Source organism: Pantoea sp. USHLN298 (assembly GCF_037149395.1).
GTDB classification, from domain to species: Bacteria; Pseudomonadota; Gammaproteobacteria; order Enterobacterales; family Enterobacteriaceae; genus Pantoea; species Pantoea astica.
Map to the genome: position 1 here is coordinate 1 of NZ_JBBCRO010000001.1, position 16,087 is coordinate 16,087.

The following is a 16,087-nucleotide window of genomic DNA, read 5'->3' on the forward strand; positions in this document are numbered from 1 at the left end:
GACGACGACGTTGATAGGCCGGGTGTGTAAGCGCAGCGATGCGTTGAGCTAACCGGTACTAATGACCCGTGAGGCTTAACCTTACAACGCCAGAGGCGTTTTTGAGAGACAGATTTTCAGCTTGTTACCGGATACGTTTGTGTCCTGCGGACCCGGGTCCGGAGGATTTTGCGCTGAGGCAAGGCGGCAACCGAGCGATACGAAGGAGCATACTGAAGTATGTGACGGAGTAGCGGGAGGGCGGCCAACGCAGCATCAGCACAAAAGACACAGGACAGAGCACAAAGAATTTGCCTGGCGGCTGTAGCGCGGTGGTCCCACCTGACCCCATGCCGAACTCAGAAGTGAAACGCCGTAGCGCCGATGGTAGTGTGGGGTCTCCCCATGCGAGAGTAGGGAACTGCCAGGCATCAAATTAAGACCAGCACGCTGGTCGTGACCACTCCGGTGACGCGGAGCGGGCGAAACACCTGAGGTCAGCGAGAGCGGGCCGCAGTACAGAATCGGTGGAGCGGTAGTTCAGTTGGTTAGAATACCTGCCTGTCACGCAGGGGGTCGCGGGTTCGAGCCCCGTCCGTTCCGCCACTTAATTGGAAAGCCCTGACTTAACGGTCAGGGCTTTTTCCATTGCGGTGAAGAAAGCTGGCGTGGTCTTACGGCAGCGCTGCGAAAATCTGCAATCGCACGTATAATCGGGCCAGTTAAGGTGATTCTGTCGCCGAACGATCCTCGATCCGCCAGGGTTGATCGGCGGTCCACTCACTGAGAAAATCGATAAAGGCGCGTACCCGCTGACTCAGACCAGTGTCACTGTAATAAACGGCATTAAAGGGCATCTCAACCGGCAAACGCTGCTCTGCCAGCACCTCAATCAGTTCCCCCTCAGCAATTTCGCGATCGATCATATAGTCAGACAGGCAGGCAATGCCGTTACCGTTCAGGCTCAACTGCTTGATGGTTTCACCGCTGTTAGACGCAATTTCCCACCTGATATCGTAAAGTTCGCCATTTTCCTGGGCGACAGGCCAGCGGTTGAGACGTGACGGGTCAGCGAAGCCGAGACAGCGATGTTGAGCCAGATCCGCGACTGTTTTCGGCATGCCGTATTCTGCCAGATAGGCTGGCGACGCAACCAGCTTGCGGTAGCTATTAAACAGCAGTCGTGCGCGCAGCGTAGAATCCGTCAGGCTGCCTGCGCGAATGGCCACATCAACTTTGCGTTCAATAAGGTTGATAAAGCTCTCTGAAGAGATAAGAGATAGCGTAATTTCCGGATAGCGCGCACGGAACGGTTTGATCATCGGCATCAGTAAATGCAGGATCACTGGCGTCGCGGCATCGATACGCAACAACCCTTTAGGTGCCTGCAGGCTCTCAATCAACTCGCTCTCCGCACGGGTCATCTCTTGCAAAAAGCGTTGCACATGACGGAAATAGCGCTCGCCCTCCTGAGTCAGCGCCAGTTGACGAGTAGTCCGGGTAAGTAACGCAATGCCCAGCTTGCCCTCAAGCTTTTTTATCGTCCGGCTGACAGCAGAGTTCGCCATCTGCATCTGCTCAGCAGCACGACTGAAGCTGCCACTTTCTACTACACTGACAAACACTTTCAGCTCGTCGGAAGACGCCTTCATGACTCCTCTCCGTATAGTGACGTAAAATCGGTTACCGGACCGATAGACTGGGGTGTGAGGCCATTATTTGTCATCATTATAGGGGCTTGTTCAACCTCTGGCCGAATAGCGCGGTGCCTTTTAGCGGGGTAACAGAGCCAGACCGGACAAAAAAGGCGGATTTGCTGATGAAAAGCGGCATGGATTCCGACATTGATCAGCATCCATTGAAACCCCGGTCTAAAATCCCTATAACAGATCAGTGTTATCTGTTTTTGAATCATCAGCCAGGCGGGAAAGTGCGCAAAAAAACTTATGCAATGCGATATGTTGCGGGACAACCAGCGGAACAGATTTTTCCGCCGGGCGCGATGCTACATCTCGGTCAGGGACTGCCACCCGGCGCGCCATTGCCCGCTCATCCCAACCTGAAAGTTCTGGTATGGAATATCTTCAAACAGCAGCGTGCCGACTGGATGTCAGTACTGGAAGGATTCGGCAAAGACGCTCATCTGGTGTTGTTGCAGGAGGCGCAGACCACACCGGAGCTGGTGCAGTTCGCCACCAGCAATTATCTGGCTGCCGATCAGGTGCCCGCCTTTGTGCTGCCTCAGCACCCCTCAGGCGTGATGACGCTGGCTTCGGCTCACCCAGTCTACTGTTGTCCACTGCGCGAGCGTGAGCCGCTTCTCAGGCTGGCAAAATCGGCGCTGGTCACCGCCTACCCGTTACCCACCGGCGATATGCTGATGGTGGTGAACATCCATGCGGTCAACTTTAGTTTAGGCATCGATGTCTACAGCAAGCAGCTGGGACCGATTGGCGAACAGATCATGCACCATCGCGGACCGGTGATCATGGCAGGGGATTTCAATGCCTGGAGCCGCCAGCGCATTAATGCGCTCTATCGCTTTGCCCATCGGATGAAGCTGGAGGAGGTAATGTTTACCGCCGATCATCGCCGCAAAGCATTTGGCCGTCCGCTGGACTTCGTCTTTTATCGCGATCTGGCGGTGAGTGAAGCCTCGGTGCTGGTCACGCGTGCGTCTGACCATAATCCGTTACTGGTGGAGTTTAACCCGAGAGGCTAATCGGTGCGGATGGCGTAAGTTAATCCGGCTGTCGCGGCAGGGCAGGAAGGGTGAACAAGCGGGGCAAATAAAAGAAAAAGGCTGACATTTGTCAGCCTTTTCAACGTATCAGGTATCAGGATTCGCGTTATTATTCACAAACAGCGTTAAGTTATCGCCGGGCTGAATATCTTTCGCATTGTCCAGCACACTGTTCCAGCGCATCACGTCTTTGATATTGACGCCGTGATGCCGTGCAATACTGGCAAGAGAATCACCCTTACGAACACGATAGGTGATGCTGTTGCCGTTATCAGCCAGTCGGGTGCCATTCGAACCGATAGTCAGAGTCTGACCCGGTCGGATATCAGCACCGCGCAGGTTGTTATCCTGCTTCAGTGTGCTCACGCTAACGCCAAGTTTCGAGGCAATCCCTGACAGGGTATCACCCCGTCGCACTTTGTAACCGCCACTGGCGCTGGCTTTCGCCAACTGGGTTGGTTGCACGGCTGCGATATCACCCGATGCCAGTGAGTTACGCAACTTCGCGACGTTGGACTTGGGCACCATAATATAGTGCGGTCCGTTTGGCGCTGTTGCACCGCCTTTGTAGCCAGTATTGAAGCTCTTTAACTTAGTGAGCGACATACCCGCCATTTCGGCAGCCTGCGTCAGTTTAATCTGCTGACCCACTTCCACCCGTGCCAGAGCACGGCTTTCGTTCGGTGTCGGCAGTTTGATACCGTAACGCTTGTTATTCTTGAGCAGCTCACTCAGGGCTAACATTTTCGGCACATACACCGTCGTTTCGCGTGGCAGCGATAAGTGCCAGAAGTCCGTCGGCTTACCGCGCGCCTTATTCTGCTTAATCGCCTTGAGCACCCGCCCTTCACCACTGTTGTAGGCGGCAATGGTCAGTAACCAGTCACCGTCAAACATGGTGTTAAGACGCTGCATCATATCCAGCGCAACTTTGGTGGATGCGACCACATCGCGTCGCCCATCGTAATATTGGTTCTGTTTCAAACCATAGTTTCGACCCGTTGCCGCAACAATCTGCCAGATACCAGCGGCATTGGCGGATGAGGTTGCATGAGGATCAAAAGCGCTCTCCACTATGGGTAGCAGTACCAGTTCCATCGGCATTTTACGTTTCTGTATCTGCTCGACTATCCAGTACATGTACGGCTCTGCCCGTAATGTTACATCGTGGAGATAGCTCTTATTTTTTAAAAATTTTCTTTTTTGTTCGCGGATTGCCGGGTTTTCCGGAATCCCCATCTTCAACTCGTCACTAATGAAACTCCAGAGATCTGCGTCTGCTGCGAGGCCAGTTCCATCTTCCTGCCAACGCGGCGACAAAAACTCGTCTCCGTACTTTCCATTTTCACCTTGACCAGCTGAAGACAGACTCTGGGCATGCTGTTCGGGGATATTGGCGTCATTCCGTGATGCCTGACATCCCACCAGCAAGACCGAGGCGAGTAATATCGCTTTAGCCTTCATGTGTGTGTCAATAGTTCGCTTAAAAGACGAGCAACTATACGTGACGACTTTTCACAACACAACCCGAAAAATCAAAAAGCGTCTTTCTTCTCGCGTAGAACGGCAAATGTTTGCCATACCGGCTCTGCAGGTGAATTAACGCTTAAAGCCCTTTGCAAATCAGGATCTTGCGTACGAAGAAATAAATTTATTGACCGTTCGTGCGCCAGTTTTGTTGGCAAACTAATGCCATTTTCGGCGCGTAAGTCCTTAATTTTCTGATATTCAGCCGTTATTTGCGGGTCATGGGGCAGAATAGCCGCAGCAAACTTCAAATTGGATAAAGTATATTCATGTGCGCAGCAGACCAGTGTTTCGCCCGGTAACTGATTAAGCTTTTGAAAGGAATGGTACATTTGCTCGGCGGTCCCTTCAAAAAGACGTCCACAGCCGCCTGAAAACAGCGTATCACCACAAAAAAGATAAGGTGCGCTGTAATATGAGATATGTCCTAAAGTGTGTCCCGGCGTGGCGATCACCTCAAAGGACAAACCCATTACCTCGACCCGATCACCTTCGCGAACCTGGGTTTTTGCCCCTTTACTGACGGTTTCCTCTGGACCGAAAACCTCAAGCTGCGGGAACTGCTCACACAGCGCTTTTACCCCACCGGTGTGATCGTTATGGTGATGGGTTAACAGAATGGCGACCGGTTGCCAGCCGTTGGCGGCCATTTTTTCCAACACCGGCTGTGCCTCGCCGGGATCGACAATCAGGCATTTCCCGTCATCATCTGTCAGTGTCCAGATGTAGTTATCCTGCAACGCAGGAATACTGGTAAGATTCATCATCACCTCTCGCAGGCCGAAGGAAAAGGAAGAGGGTAACGCATGAAGCCCGCTAAAACACGCCAGATTCTGAATGCGCCGCTCTCATGGCGCGATATGCCATGGGGAGACTATTTTCGTGACGCGCTGACGCAGCAGCTTCAGCCTTACCTCGGAAAGCTATATGGCTTTCATATGCTTAAGCTTGGCAACCTGAGCGCAGAAATCAACACCGAAAACTGCGCTATTTCACATCAGGTCAACGTCGGCAGTGAGGGCGAGCTGTTACAGGTGCTGGCCAATCCGATGCAGCTGCCGTTTGAATCGAAATCCATTGATGCCTGTTTACTGGCGCACACTCTGGCATGGAGTCAGGACCCGCATCGGGTATTACGTGAAGTCGATCGGGTGTTAATTGACGATGGCTGGATGATCATCAGTGGCTTTAACCCATTCAGCCTGCTCGGCGTCAGTAAAATCGTGCCGGGTTTACCGCGCAAAGCGCCGTGGAGCGGCAGGATGTTCAGCCAGATGCGGCTACTGGACTGGCTGGGATTGCTCAATTACGAAGTGGTCTACCGCACCCGCTTTCAGGTGCTGCCGTGGCACCGGCAGGGCGGGAAATTGATCAGCGCCCATCTGCCGGCGCTGGGATGTCTGAATATTGTGGTGGCGCGTAAACGCACCTTCCCGCTGATTCCGACCCGGGCGAAGAAAAGCCTCAGCACCAGTAAAATTCGTCAGACGGTCAACGCCACGCGCCAGTTCCGGCAGAAAGAGGATCAGGATTCGGTTTTATAACCGATGTCATCAAAGGCGGGATTCTCAGCGGCACTGCGCGCCAGTTCATCACAGCGCTCATTTTCCGGGTGACCGGCATGGCCTTTAACCCACTCCCACTGGATTTTATGGGTGCTGAGCGCCAAATCGAGACGCTGCCAGAGATCGACATTCTTCACCGGTTTTTTGTCGGCCGTCTTCCAGCCGCGTTTCTTCCAATTGTGGATCCAACTGGTAATACCCTGACGGACATACTGACTGTCGGTGCTGAGCACCACGTCGCACGGCTGTTTCAGCGCCTCCAGCGAGACAATCGCCGCCATCAGTTCCATCCGGTTATTAGTGGTAAGGTGATAACCGGCGCTGAAGGTTTTCTCATGCTGGCCGTAACGTAAAATGGCACCGTAACCACCGGGGCCGGGATTTCCAAGACAGGATCCATCGGTGAATATTTCTACCTGTTTGCGCATCTCTGGTAGACTTCCTCTCAAAAACGCTAAGTCTGACATAAAACGGGTCTTATGAGCACTGCAAATAACCGCCAGATCGTACTCGATACTGAAACCACCGGCATGAACATGATCGGGGTGCATTATGAGGGTCACCGCATCATTGAGATTGGTGCGGTCGAAGTGATCAACCGCCGCCTGACCGGTAACAACTTTCATATGTATCTGAAGCCCGATCGGCTGGTGGATCCGGAAGCCTTTGGCGTGCACGGCATTGCGGATGAGTTCCTTGCTGATAAACCGACGTTCAGCGAGATCGCCGATGAGTTTCTCGACTACATCCGCGGCGCTGAGCTGGTAATTCACAACGCGCCGTTTGATATCGGCTTCATGGATTACGAATTTGCCAAACTGCAGCGCGGCATCGAAAAAACCGAAACCTTCTGCAAAATTACCGACAGCCTGGCGCTGGCGCGCCGGATGTTCCCGGGCAAGCGCAACAGCCTTGACGCGCTCTGCTCACGCTATGAGATCGACAACAGCAAACGAACCTTGCACGGCGCACTGCTCGATGCCGAGATCCTGGCTGACGTCTTTCTGACCATGACCGGCGGGCAGACTTCACTCTCATTTTTATCGGAGAGTGAAAGCGCACGCCAGGCGCAGGGCGAAAGCATTCAGCGTATCGTGCGTCCGGCATCCGCCTTACGGGTGGTGACCGCCAGCGATGAGGAGATCGTTGCGCATGAATCGCGTCTCGATTTAGTAATGAAGAAGGGCGGTAGCTGCCTGTGGCGCGGCTGAGATCGATGATTTTGCGGGTAAAATCAACGAGAAGGTGAAAAAACCAGCAAACGATTTCTGCTGCCGGAAAAAGCGTTGACGTGTTAACAGCCTGCCATTAATATTCGCCTCGTTCTCGACGGGGAACAAAGCGCGGAGCGGTAGTTCAGTTGGTTAGAATACCTGCCTGTCACGCAGGGGGTCGCGGGTTCGAGCCCCGTCCGTTCCGCCAATCTCTTTAAAGAAGCCGATTCAGAAATGAATCGGCTTTTTGCTGTCTGCGCGCCAGGCCTTTAGGCGTGCTTAATCCTTCTGCACCGCCACATCACTGCGCCAGGCTGCAACGTCTTCTCCTTCACGCTCGTCACGGGCGATAAAGCGATAACAGCCGGCTGCCAGACCTGCACCGATAAACCAGCTAAAGTTCGCAACCTCATGCAGTGACGGAATAAAACTGATCACCAGACAGATCGCCACCGACGGCAGCAGGGCGCCAATGGCTTTAGGGTTAAAGCCGCCGCGATACCAGTAACGGCCTGCCGGAGTATCATTGAAGAGATCGTCGACATCGATCCGGCCACGTTTAATCAGATAAAAATCAGTCAGCAGGATGCCGAACAGTGGCCCGATAAAGGAGCCCAGCACGTCGAGCGTGTAGTGAATCAGTTCCGGTGACTGGAACAGGTTCCACGGCGTCAGCAGCACCGAACCCACCGCGGCGATCATCCCGCCCGTCCGGAAGCTGATCTTCTGCGGCGAACAGTTAGAGAAGTCGAAGGCGGGTGAAACAAAGTTGGCAACGATGTTGATGCCGATGGTGGCGATGATCATGGTCAGCAGGCCAATCGCCACCGCCAGATCGTTGCCGACCCGGCTGACCGTTTCGATCGGGTCGGTGATCATTTTGCCGAACAGGGACTGCGTACCTGAGACAATCACCACCGTAACAATCGAAAACAGCAGGAAGTTGAACGGTAAACCCCAGCGGTTGCCGCGACGGATCTCCGACATGCTTTTACCATAGCGTGAGAAATCACCAAAGTTCAGCAGCGGACCGGAGAAGTAAGAGACCACCAATGCGGTGGCGGTAATCATCTGCCAGGTCTGCTCACCCGCCGACAGCGACTTGCTGGCAAGGGTGAATGAGATACCATCAAAACCGGTCTTGTATACAATCCAGCCCGCCAGCGCCACCATCACGACATAAACTGCCGGTCCGGCAACATCAATAAAACGCTTAATGGCGCTCATGCCGTGCCAGAACACCATCGCCTGCAGCAGCCACATCGTACCGAAGCAGCACCAGCCCAGCAGCGACAGGCCCAGCCAGCTGCTTTCAGTCATGGATGACAGCGACGGCACAAACTTCAGCAGCACCAGCATCAGGGCGTTGGCGGCTAAATAGGTCTGAATGCCATACCACGCAAAGGCGATCAGGCCGCGAATCACCGCCGGAATATTGGCGCCAAACACGCCAAACGCCTGGCGGCAGATCACCGCGTAAGGTACGCCCGCCATCTGACTCGGTTTCGCCACCAGATTGGCGCAGAGCTGCACAATACAGATGCCGACCAGCAGACACAGCAGCACCTGCCAGCTGGCTAACCCCAGCGTAAAGAAGCTGGCAGCCACCACATATCCGCCCATGCTGTGCACATCTGACATCCAGAACGAAAAGATGTTGTACCACGACCAGTTCTGATCGCGGGTCGGTGCCAGGTCGTCGTTACACAGCCTTGGGCTGTAGCTGGCGTTGGCTTCAGAGGCCTTGCTGGCCACCGTTGAATGATTTGGCATGAAACCTGCTCCTCTACCCGGGAATGGAATGAATAATTGCGTGAAACGCTACTGCAGGATTCAGGCCAGATTTGATTTCTTGTATACAAAAATTATTGTTCACGTATACGATATGAGTGCGCACAGTCACCTACCGGAGCGGGTAATGAAGAGTGAAACAGGCCAGAGACAGGCTACCGAACGGCATGATAAAGATGAGGTTATCTACCAGGCGTTGATGAACGCCATCGTTGAACATCAGTTGCCGCCCGGCAGTAAGTTGCCGGAAGAGGCCCTTTCTGCGGTGTTTGGCGTCAGTCGGACCGGGATTCGTAAAGTGCTGCAACGCCTCGCCGCAGTGCAAATGGTCACGCTGACGCCCAAACGCGGTGCACAGGTCACCACCCCAGGCGTCGATGAGGCGCGCGATATTTTTCGTACCCGCAGCTTATTGGAGTGCGCCAATCTGCCTGCGGTGCTGGCGCATCTGCAGGCCCCGCATCTGGCGGCGCTGGCACAACTGATTGAGCAGGAGAATCAGGCGCACGCCGATCGTGACGGCGCGGCCGCGATTCGGTTATCGGCGGCCTTTCATATACAGCTGCAGGCGATCTCAGGTAACCAGGTGCTGACCGGGATCGTAACCCGCCTGACGCAGCGCTCATCGCTGGTGATTGCCGCCTATGGCGCGCCGTGGCAGCACGGCTGTCGCTGCGACGATCACAGCCGGTTGCTCAGCCTGCTGCGGGAACGCGCCTTAGCGCCGCTGACCCAGGCCCTGCAACACCATTTTGATCATATCGTCTCCAGCCTGCACTTTGAGCGCAGTGGCGAGACGCTGCCCGATTTCAGCCGGCTGTTTGGCAGCGACAAAGGAAACGCATCATGAGCCTGATTCAGGTCATCAACCCGAATACCAGCCTGGCAATGACCGAAACCATCGGTCAGGCGGCCCGCGCCGTGGCGGCACCCGGCACCGACATTCTGGCCGTCTGTCCGGCACACGGCGTGCCGTCGATTGAGGGGCACTTCGATGAAGCGATAGCCGCTATCGGCGTGCTGGAGCAGATCAAACTGGGTAAAGCGCAGGGTGTCAGCGGTCATGTCATTGCCTGCTTCGGCGATCCGGGCTTACTGGCGGCGCGGGAGCTGGCCAGCGGGCCGGTGGTGGGGATAGCGGAAGCAGCGATGCACACCGCGACGCTGCTGGCGACGCGTTTCTCGATTGTCACCACGCTGCCACGCACCCTGGTCATTGCGCGTCATCTGCTGCAACAATATGGCTTTACCCATCACTGCGCGGCGCTGCACGCCATCGATCTGCCGGTACTGGCGCTGGAAGATGGCAGCGGTGTTGCGCAGGAGAAGGTACGTCAGCGCTGCATTCAGGCGAAGCGTGAAGATGGCAGCGGGGCGATTGTGCTGGGCTGTGGTGGCATGGCAACGCTGGCCGCTTCGTTGACGCAGGAACTCGGTTTGCCGGTGATTGATGGCGTGGGGGCGGCGGTCAAAATGGTGGAGTCGCTGGTGGCGCTAGGCTTTGGCACCAGTAAACATGGCGATCTGGCCTGGCCTTTGCAGAAACCTCTCTCAGGTGCGTTTCAGCATCTAAACTAACGGAACTCTCCCGATTGATCACAGGAAGCGAGTAATGACTGACGCTGCAGAGAAAAAAGAGTACAGCTTTAACAAAAACTATCCGCGCGATTTAATCGGTTATGGCGCTAACCCGCCGCACGCCGCCTGGCCCAACAACGCCCGCGTGGCGGTGCAGTTTGTCCTGAATTACGAAGAAGGGGCGGAAAATAGCGTGCTGCACGGCGATGCCGGCTCAGAGCAATTCCTTTCCGACATCATTGGCGCGGCCAGTTATCCGGATCGCCACATGTCGATGGAGTCGCTGTATGAGTACGGCTCACGCGCGGGTTTCTGGCGCATCCATAACGAATTTCAGAAGCGCGGTCTGCCATTAACCGTGTTTGGCGTGGCGATGGCGCTGGCGCGTCATCCGGAAATCGTTGAGGCGATCAAACAGGCGGATTACGACGTGGTGAGCCACGGCTGGCGCTGGATCCACTATCAGGGCATGGACGCAAAAACCGAACGCCAGCACATGCAGCAGGCGGTGGACGTTTTGCTCGACCTGTTTGGTAAAGCGCCGACCGGCTGGTATACCGGGCGCGACAGCCCGAATACCCGACGTCTGGTGGTGGAGCAGGGCGGTTTCAGCTACGACAGTGATTACTATGGCGACGACCTGCCGTTCTGGACCCAGGTCACCTGCCAGGATGGTACGGTCAAACCGCATCTGATCATCCCTTATACCCTGGAGTGCAACGACATGCGCTTTGCCTCGCCACAGGGCTTCAACACCGCTGAACAGTTCTTCACTTATCTGCGTGATACCTTTGACGTGCTGTATGAAGAGGGCGAAACCGCACCGAAAATGATGTCGGTGGGGATGCATTGCCGCCTGCTGGGCCGTCCGGGAAAATTCCGTGCCTTACAGAATTTCCTCGACCATATCCAGCAGCACGATGACGTCTGGATTTGCAGCCGTCAGCAGATTGCCGATCACTGGATCAAAACGCATCCGGCACCCGACGCGTCCTGATGACTGCAAGGCGTTTCATTCAGCCGTCAGGGCGGATGAAACGCCTCGCCAGCCCGCTTAACTCATCAGGCTTACCTGCGCCGCAACGATGCACCAGCCGTGCGGCAACCGCACCCAGGTTTGCTGCTGGCGGCCGATTTTATCGCTGCCGGCGCGGGTAAACTCGGTGCTGCACACCGCGTAATCTTCGCCAAAGGTGGTGATCACCGTGTTGCGCAGCGTCCGGTCCAGCCCGGCGGAAGGGCGAGCCGCCCGGAATGCGCGGATCTCATCAATGCCATACAAATTCTCACCGGCACCCAGCCGCACGGTACGGGGATCATGCCAGAACAGCGCATCCAGTTCGGCGATATCGTTGCCGATCAGCGCCTGCTCGTAGCGGGTAAACTGCGCCGTCACTTCACTGACTATCTGCGGTAAATTGATCTGTTGAATGTCCATCAGGCTCCTGCCATGTTGATTTGCGCCACGGTGAACCCTTGCTGCTCCAGTACCCAGGCAGCCCGCAGCACCGCGGCTTCATTAAAGGGACGGGCGATTAACTGCAGGCCAATCGGCAGACCGCTTCGGGTCGCCAGCGGCACGGTACAGACCGGCAATCCCAGGAACGAGATCGGCTGCGTCAGCATACCCATGCTGGCTTTGGCGGGCAGTTCCTCCCCATTAATGGTGATCGTTTGCTGTCCAATGGTGATCGCGCTGCACGGCGTCGCCGGGGCAATCAGCAGATCAAACTTGCTGAACAGCGGCAGCACCTGCTGCTGGAAATGGCGGCGGAAACGCTGCGCCTGCAGATACCAGGCTGCGGGCATCATCGCCCCCGCCAGTAAACGCTCGCGCGAGTTGGGCTCAAACTGTTCCGGCATCTGGCGCAAGGCGGGCAGATAAGGCGTGCCGCCTTCCGCCGCCGTCATGATAAAGGCCGCAGAGCGTGCCAGCTCGGCTTCCGGCATCATCACCTCGTCCTGCGCGTTGAGCGCGGCGGCAACAACGGCCACCGCAGCCCGCGCCTCCTCATCACACCATTCACTGAAAAAGCCGCCCAGTACGCCGCAGCGTAGCCCTTCCAGACCCCGGGACAAGCCTGGCAGCGTCGCGGCAGCAGGACGACTGGCCTGAAACGCATCGGCGCTGTCTGCGCCCTGTAGCTGGTCATAGACCAGCGCCAGATCGTCGACCCGACGGGCGAAGGGACCGATGTGGTCAAGGCTGGCGACAAACGGATGGCTGCCGCTACGCGACAGGCGGCCAAAGGTGGGCTTCAGGCCAAAGGTGCCGCACAACGAGGCGGGAACCCGGATCGAGCCGTTGGTGTCAGTGCCAAGTGAAAAATGGACCAGACCGGCCGCCACCGCCGCGGCTGAACCGCCCGATGAGCCACCAGCTACGCGGCTCAGGTCGCGCGGATTACGGGTCGCGCCGTAGTGGCTGTTTTCGGTGGTAAAGCCATAGGCGTAGGCGTCCATATTCAGCATACCCGACAGCGTCGCGCCCGCCTGCCGCAGCCGGTCGATGGCAAAGGCATCGGCACGCACCGCGGGCCGCTGGCTGAACAGGCTGGCACCGGCCAGCGTACTGTAGCCTGCAACGTCAAACAGGTTTTTTACCGCGTAGGGAATGCCCGCCAGCGGCGGCAGATCTTCACCGCGCTGCCGCTTTGCATCAATACTCTCTGCCTCTTTCAGCATCCGCTGCCCGGTCACCTCAGTCCATGCATTGAGCTGTGGATTGTGCTGCTCAATCGCCTGCAGTGTGGTTTCAGCCACCTCTCTGGCGCTGATCTCACCGCTGTGGATCGCCAGCCGTAATGCCTGAATCGAAACGTCGCTCAATTTCATGCCTGATACACTCCCGCGACGTCCAGCCGATCGTCGAGCGGATAAGCCATCAGCGGCTCCGCCATCTGCGCAATTCGCGTGAGCTGGATTAATAACTCTGCGCGCCGGGCGTCATCCAGCTCCAGTTGCAGTATCTGCTCCATATGAGCGATGTAGTGGGTCCAGTCTGGTGAGTTCATGGTGGGCTCCTGTTAAAAACCGGCGGCGCTGCCGTTGCTGCGCGGATCGCTGGCGCCTTCAAACATGCCATTGCTGTGACGCACAATTGCGCCCGCATGGCCGACAAATTCACTGAAGGCCGGCAGCAGTTCGACCTGATGTCCCCACTGGCGCAGCTGCTCCACCGTTTCCGGTGCCAGGCGGCTCTCCAGTTTGAGCGAGTCGGAAGACTGGCCCCAGGTGCGGCCCAGCAGCCAGCGTGGCGCGCTCACCGCCTGCTGCAGCGGCAGGCCCTGAATCACATGACGGGTAAAAATCGCCGCCTGGGTCTGTGGCTGGCCGTCGCCTCCCATCGAGCCATAAACCAGCGTGCGGCCATCTTTCAGCCGCGCAGCCGCGGGATTCAGGGTATGGAACGGCTGCTTGCCAGGGGCCAGCGCCAGCAGATGATCGGGATCGAGACTAAAGGCCGCACCGCGGTTCTGCCAGGTGATACCGGTGCCGGGTAGCACCACGCCGCTGCCAAATTCGTGATAGATACTCTGAATAAACGATACTGCGAGGCCGCTGCTGTCCATCACGCCCATCCAGACCGTATCGCCCGGCCCGCGGCCGTTGCCCCAGGGCGCCGCCTGGCGATCGTCAATCTGGCTGGCGAGCGTGCGAAGATGATCGCTGTCGAGCAGCGCCTGCAAATCTTCGGTAACGTGACGCGGATCGGTGATGTGTTTGTCACGCAGCGCAAAGGCTTTTTTGGTCGCCTCAACGATGCGGTGGATAGTCTGCGCTTCAGTGGCGTCGCCCATCTCCAGCACGTCGGTGATGCCCAGGATCGCCAGCGACACCATGCCCTGGGTCGGCGGCGTCATATTCCAGATATCGCCTTCGCTGTGTGACAGATGCAGCGGCGTACAGCGGCGGGCGCGCTGCTGTTGCAGATCCTCAAGGGTGATCGGCATACCCAGCGCTGACAGCTCACTGGCGAGATGGCGCGCCAGCGGACCGCGATAGAAACTGTCGAGTCCCTGTTCCGTCAGCTGACACAGCGTTTGCGCCAGCGCTGGCTGAGTAAAGCGGCTGCCCGGTTGCGGCACATCGCCATCGGGCATAAACGTGGCGGCAAAGCCGGGCTGATGCTGCAACTCGTGGCGGAATGTCGTCGTGGCGGCGGTCTGCGAAGCGGTGACCGGAATGCCATCGGCGGCATAACGAATGGCATCGCGCAACAGACGCGCCAGCGGCAGCGGCGTACCGCCCAGCTCCGCGCCCAGCTGTAACGCTTCCTGCCAGCCGCTGACCGTGCCGGCAACGGTTAATGCGGCTTTCGGACCGCGATGCGGGATCTGTTGATGATCGGCGTAAAAGTCGAAGTGGGCCAGCGATCCGGCGGCGCCGCTGGCATCAATCGCGACAGGATCGCCGCCCGGCGGCATAATCAGCCAGAAGCCGTCGCCGCCAAGGCCATTCATGTGCGGATAGACCACGGCGATGGTTGAGGCCGCCGCCACCATCGCTTCAATGGCGTTGCCGCCGTCACGCAGCACCGCCAGCGCACTTTCACTGGCCAGATGGTGCGGCGTCACCGCCATCCCCTGCGGGGCCATATTGCTTTGATTCATGCTTTTCTCGTTCTGTTATCGGGTGACAGAACGGTATACAAAGCAAGAGCTGTTCCAGTTTTCATTCCGGCCGTTATGACAGCCGCGTTAACCTGGCGCAAATTATGCTAGCTTCAGCTGAAACAAAAGTTACAGGACCTGTTATGCAACAGCTTGATGAACGACTCAGAAGCCACTATTCCCAGCTCTCACCGCAAGAGCAGCGTATTGCTGACTTTGTTTTTGACCATTTTGACGATCTGATCAGCTACAACAGCGCCGAGCTGGCGCGGCTCAGCGGCGTGTCGAAAGCCACCGTCAGCCGGTTGTTCAAACGGCTGGGCTATGAAAAGTATAAAGAGATGCGCGATGAGCTGCGTACCCTGCGACAGAGCGGTATGCCGCTGACCGATAACCGCGATGCGGTGCAGGGCAACACCTTGCTGTCGCGCCACTATAAGCAGGAGATGGCTAACCTGACGCAATGGGTCAATAGCCTGGACGCGCAGCATTTCGGCGAGGTGATCCAGCAGCTGGCGCAGGCAAAACGGGTGTTTATCATTGGGATGCGGAACGCTTATCCGGTGGCGCTGCACCTGCGTCAGCAGCTGATGCAGGCGCGGCCGCAGGTGCATATTCTGCCGCAGCCAGGCCAGACGCTGGCCGAGGAGCTGGTGGATATTACGCCGGACGATATGGTGGTGGTGATGGCGTTCCGCCGTCGCACCCGGATGATTCGCCCGCTGATGCAGCAGCTACAAACCGCCGGCATCCCGCTGCTGGCGCTGTGTGAGCCGCAGGCGCAAACGGTGATTGCGCTGGCACGCTGGCAGCTCTGTGCGCCGCTCGACAGCGTCTCGGCCTTTGATAGCTACGCCTCGGCAATGAGCCTGATCAACCTGATCGCCAACGCGCTACTGCATGAAATGCTGGCGCAGGGCCGCCAGCGCATTCATCAGATTGCCGACCTTTACCAGCAGTTTGACGAGCTGGAGCACCGCTAACAGGCACCGTTTTGGTGCCTTGCCCCATTTTAGTACAACCTTTCCCGACGGCGTATCGCGGCGGATAACGCCGCTTTTCTCACCATCTCATTGC

The 16,087-nt window shown here is 57.0% G+C and carries 16 protein-coding genes, 2 tRNA genes and 2 rRNA genes; 11 read left to right on the forward strand and 9 right to left on the reverse strand.

Annotated features, from left to right (window positions below):
• The 3 genes from WFK59_RS00005 to WFK59_RS00015 form a co-directional block, all read left to right on the forward strand.
• Positions 1-83, forward strand: a 23S ribosomal RNA gene (locus WFK59_RS00005); the annotation flags it as partial.
• Between the two features lie 210 nt (positions 84-293).
• Positions 294-409, forward strand: a 5S ribosomal RNA gene (rrf, locus tag WFK59_RS00010).
• Positions 410-508: 99 nt separating this feature from the next.
• Positions 509-585 (forward strand) — tRNA-Asp (locus WFK59_RS00015).
• 116 nt (positions 586-701) lie between these two features.
• Here WFK59_RS00015 and yafC read toward each other — a convergent pair.
• Entirely contained in the window at positions 702-1,631 is a 930-nt protein-coding gene (gene yafC / locus WFK59_RS00020) for a DNA-binding transcriptional regulator YafC (protein WP_233985225.1), read from the reverse strand.
• Between the two features lie 278 nt (positions 1,632-1,909).
• Between yafC and WFK59_RS00025 the strand changes: the two genes are divergently transcribed.
• Positions 1,910-2,701: an endonuclease/exonuclease/phosphatase family protein gene (locus WFK59_RS00025; protein WP_094120479.1), complete on the forward strand. Its 792-nt coding sequence runs from the start codon at positions 1,910-1,912 to the stop codon at positions 2,699-2,701.
• Positions 2,702-2,809: 108 nt separating this feature from the next.
• Here WFK59_RS00025 and mltD read toward each other — a convergent pair whose 3' ends face one another.
• Together mltD and gloB are read right to left on the reverse strand one after the other, a co-directional pair.
• Positions 2,810-4,186 (reverse strand): murein transglycosylase D, encoded by a 1,377-nt coding sequence (mltD, locus tag WFK59_RS00030; protein ID WP_233985224.1) that lies wholly within the window; start codon positions 4,184-4,186, stop codon positions 2,810-2,812.
• A gap of 71 nt (positions 4,187-4,257) precedes the next feature.
• Positions 4,258-5,013 carry a hydroxyacylglutathione hydrolase gene (gloB, locus tag WFK59_RS00035; protein ID WP_336755120.1) on the reverse strand — a complete coding sequence of 252 codons (756 nt, stop codon included), beginning with the start codon at positions 5,011-5,013 and terminating at the stop codon, positions 4,258-4,260.
• Between the two features lie 42 nt (positions 5,014-5,055).
• Between gloB and WFK59_RS00040 the strand changes: the two genes are divergently transcribed.
• The gene (locus tag WFK59_RS00040; RefSeq protein ID WP_233985223.1) at positions 5,056-5,793 is read left to right on the forward strand and encodes a class I SAM-dependent methyltransferase; all 738 of its coding nucleotides are present in this window, start codon (positions 5,056-5,058) and stop codon (positions 5,791-5,793) included.
• Here the strand turns inward: WFK59_RS00040 and rnhA are convergent.
• Positions 5,775-6,242 (reverse strand): ribonuclease HI, encoded by a 468-nt coding sequence (gene rnhA / locus WFK59_RS00045; protein ID WP_233985222.1) that lies wholly within the window; start codon positions 6,240-6,242, stop codon positions 5,775-5,777. The genes WFK59_RS00040 and rnhA overlap by 19 nt on opposite strands.
• A gap of 51 nt (positions 6,243-6,293) precedes the next feature.
• Here rnhA and dnaQ point away from each other — a divergent pair, with 51 nt between their 5' ends.
• Together dnaQ and WFK59_RS00055 are read left to right on the forward strand one after the other, a co-directional pair.
• A complete protein-coding gene (gene dnaQ / locus WFK59_RS00050) occupies positions 6,294-7,025 on the forward strand; it encodes a DNA polymerase III subunit epsilon (RefSeq protein WP_069727889.1) in 732 nt (243 codons plus the stop codon).
• 134 nt (positions 7,026-7,159) lie between these two features.
• A tRNA-Asp gene (locus tag WFK59_RS00055) sits at positions 7,160-7,236 on the forward strand.
• Between the two features lie 71 nt (positions 7,237-7,307).
• Here the strand turns inward: WFK59_RS00055 and WFK59_RS00060 are convergent.
• A complete protein-coding gene (locus WFK59_RS00060) occupies positions 7,308-8,801 on the reverse strand; it encodes an NCS1 family nucleobase:cation symporter-1 (protein WP_233985221.1) in 1,494 nt (497 codons plus the stop codon).
• Between the two features lie 145 nt (positions 8,802-8,946).
• Here WFK59_RS00060 and WFK59_RS00065 point away from each other — a divergent pair, with 145 nt between their 5' ends.
• Genes WFK59_RS00065 through puuE form a run of 3 tightly spaced genes read left to right on the forward strand, consistent with a single transcriptional unit; the run spans position 8,947 to position 11,394 of the window.
• Entirely contained in the window at positions 8,947-9,669 is a 723-nt protein-coding gene (locus WFK59_RS00065; protein WP_233985220.1) for a GntR family transcriptional regulator, read from the forward strand.
• Positions 9,666-10,397 carry an allantoin racemase gene (gene hpxA / locus WFK59_RS00070; RefSeq protein ID WP_094120433.1) on the forward strand — a complete coding sequence of 244 codons (732 nt, stop codon included), beginning with the start codon at positions 9,666-9,668 and terminating at the stop codon, positions 10,395-10,397. The genes WFK59_RS00065 and hpxA overlap by 4 nt, the downstream gene beginning before the upstream one ends.
• Positions 10,398-10,431: 34 nt before the next feature.
• Positions 10,432-11,394, forward strand: coding sequence for an allantoinase PuuE (gene puuE, locus WFK59_RS00075; RefSeq protein ID WP_233985219.1), 963 nt, complete (start codon positions 10,432-10,434; stop codon positions 11,392-11,394).
• Between the two features lie 57 nt (positions 11,395-11,451).
• On the opposite strand, the gene hpxZ is transcribed toward puuE, so the two are convergent.
• Genes hpxZ through WFK59_RS00095 form a run of 4 tightly spaced genes read right to left on the reverse strand, consistent with a single transcriptional unit; the run spans position 11,452 to position 15,010 of the window.
• A complete protein-coding gene (hpxZ, locus tag WFK59_RS00080) occupies positions 11,452-11,835 on the reverse strand; it encodes an oxalurate catabolism protein HpxZ (RefSeq protein WP_094120435.1) in 384 nt (127 codons plus the stop codon).
• Entirely contained in the window at positions 11,835-13,232 is a 1,398-nt protein-coding gene (locus tag WFK59_RS00085) for an AtzE family amidohydrolase (protein ID WP_336754751.1), read from the reverse strand. The genes hpxZ and WFK59_RS00085 overlap by 1 nt, the downstream gene beginning before the upstream one ends.
• Complete coding sequence (hpxX, locus tag WFK59_RS00090; protein ID WP_233985217.1) at positions 13,229-13,411, reverse strand: oxalurate catabolism protein HpxX; 183 nt, start codon at positions 13,409-13,411, stop codon at positions 13,229-13,231. The genes WFK59_RS00085 and hpxX overlap by 4 nt, the downstream gene beginning before the upstream one ends.
• 12 nt (positions 13,412-13,423) lie before the next feature.
• A complete protein-coding gene (locus WFK59_RS00095; protein WP_233985216.1) occupies positions 13,424-15,010 on the reverse strand; it encodes a gamma-glutamyltransferase family protein in 1,587 nt (528 codons plus the stop codon).
• Positions 15,011-15,153: 143 nt separating this feature from the next.
• On the opposite strand from WFK59_RS00095, the gene hpxU reads away from it, so the two are divergent.
• The gene (hpxU, locus tag WFK59_RS00100) at positions 15,154-15,993 is read left to right on the forward strand and encodes a MurR/RpiR family transcriptional regulator HpxU (protein WP_031374964.1); all 840 of its coding nucleotides are present in this window, start codon (positions 15,154-15,156) and stop codon (positions 15,991-15,993) included.
• Positions 15,994-16,087: the final 94 nt, after the last annotated feature.

Bases quoted from the DNA above. Each gene is read 5' to 3' on its own strand.
- yafC (WP_233985225.1), bottom strand. From the start codon at position 1,631: ATGAAGGCGTCTTCCGACGAGCTGAAAGTGTTTGTCAGTGTAGTAGAA.
- mltD (WP_233985224.1), bottom strand. From the start codon at position 4,186: ATGAAGGCTAAAGCGATATTACTCGCCTCGGTCTTGCTGGTGGGATGT.
- gloB (WP_336755120.1), bottom strand. From the start codon at position 5,013: ATGAATCTTACCAGTATTCCTGCGTTGCAGGATAACTACATCTGGACA.
- WFK59_RS00040 (WP_233985223.1), top strand. From the start codon at position 5,056: ATGAAGCCCGCTAAAACACGCCAGATTCTGAATGCGCCGCTCTCATGG.
- rnhA (WP_233985222.1), bottom strand. From the start codon at position 6,242: ATGCGCAAACAGGTAGAAATATTCACCGATGGATCCTGTCTTGGAAAT.
- dnaQ (WP_069727889.1), top strand. From the start codon at position 6,294: ATGAGCACTGCAAATAACCGCCAGATCGTACTCGATACTGAAACCACC.
- WFK59_RS00060 (WP_233985221.1), bottom strand. From the start codon at position 8,801: ATGCCAAATCATTCAACGGTGGCCAGCAAGGCCTCTGAAGCCAACGCC.
- WFK59_RS00065 (WP_233985220.1), top strand. From the start codon at position 8,947: ATGAAGAGTGAAACAGGCCAGAGACAGGCTACCGAACGGCATGATAAA.
- hpxA (WP_094120433.1), top strand. From the start codon at position 9,666: ATGAGCCTGATTCAGGTCATCAACCCGAATACCAGCCTGGCAATGACC.
- puuE (WP_233985219.1), top strand. From the start codon at position 10,432: ATGACTGACGCTGCAGAGAAAAAAGAGTACAGCTTTAACAAAAACTAT.
- hpxZ (WP_094120435.1), bottom strand. From the start codon at position 11,835: ATGGACATTCAACAGATCAATTTACCGCAGATAGTCAGTGAAGTGACG.
- WFK59_RS00085 (WP_336754751.1), bottom strand. From the start codon at position 13,232: ATGAAATTGAGCGACGTTTCGATTCAGGCATTACGGCTGGCGATCCAC.
- hpxX (WP_233985217.1), bottom strand. From the start codon at position 13,411: ATGAACTCACCAGACTGGACCCACTACATCGCTCATATGGAGCAGATA.
- WFK59_RS00095 (WP_233985216.1), bottom strand. From the start codon at position 15,010: ATGAATCAAAGCAATATGGCCCCGCAGGGGATGGCGGTGACGCCGCAC.
- hpxU (WP_031374964.1), top strand. From the start codon at position 15,154: ATGCAACAGCTTGATGAACGACTCAGAAGCCACTATTCCCAGCTCTCA.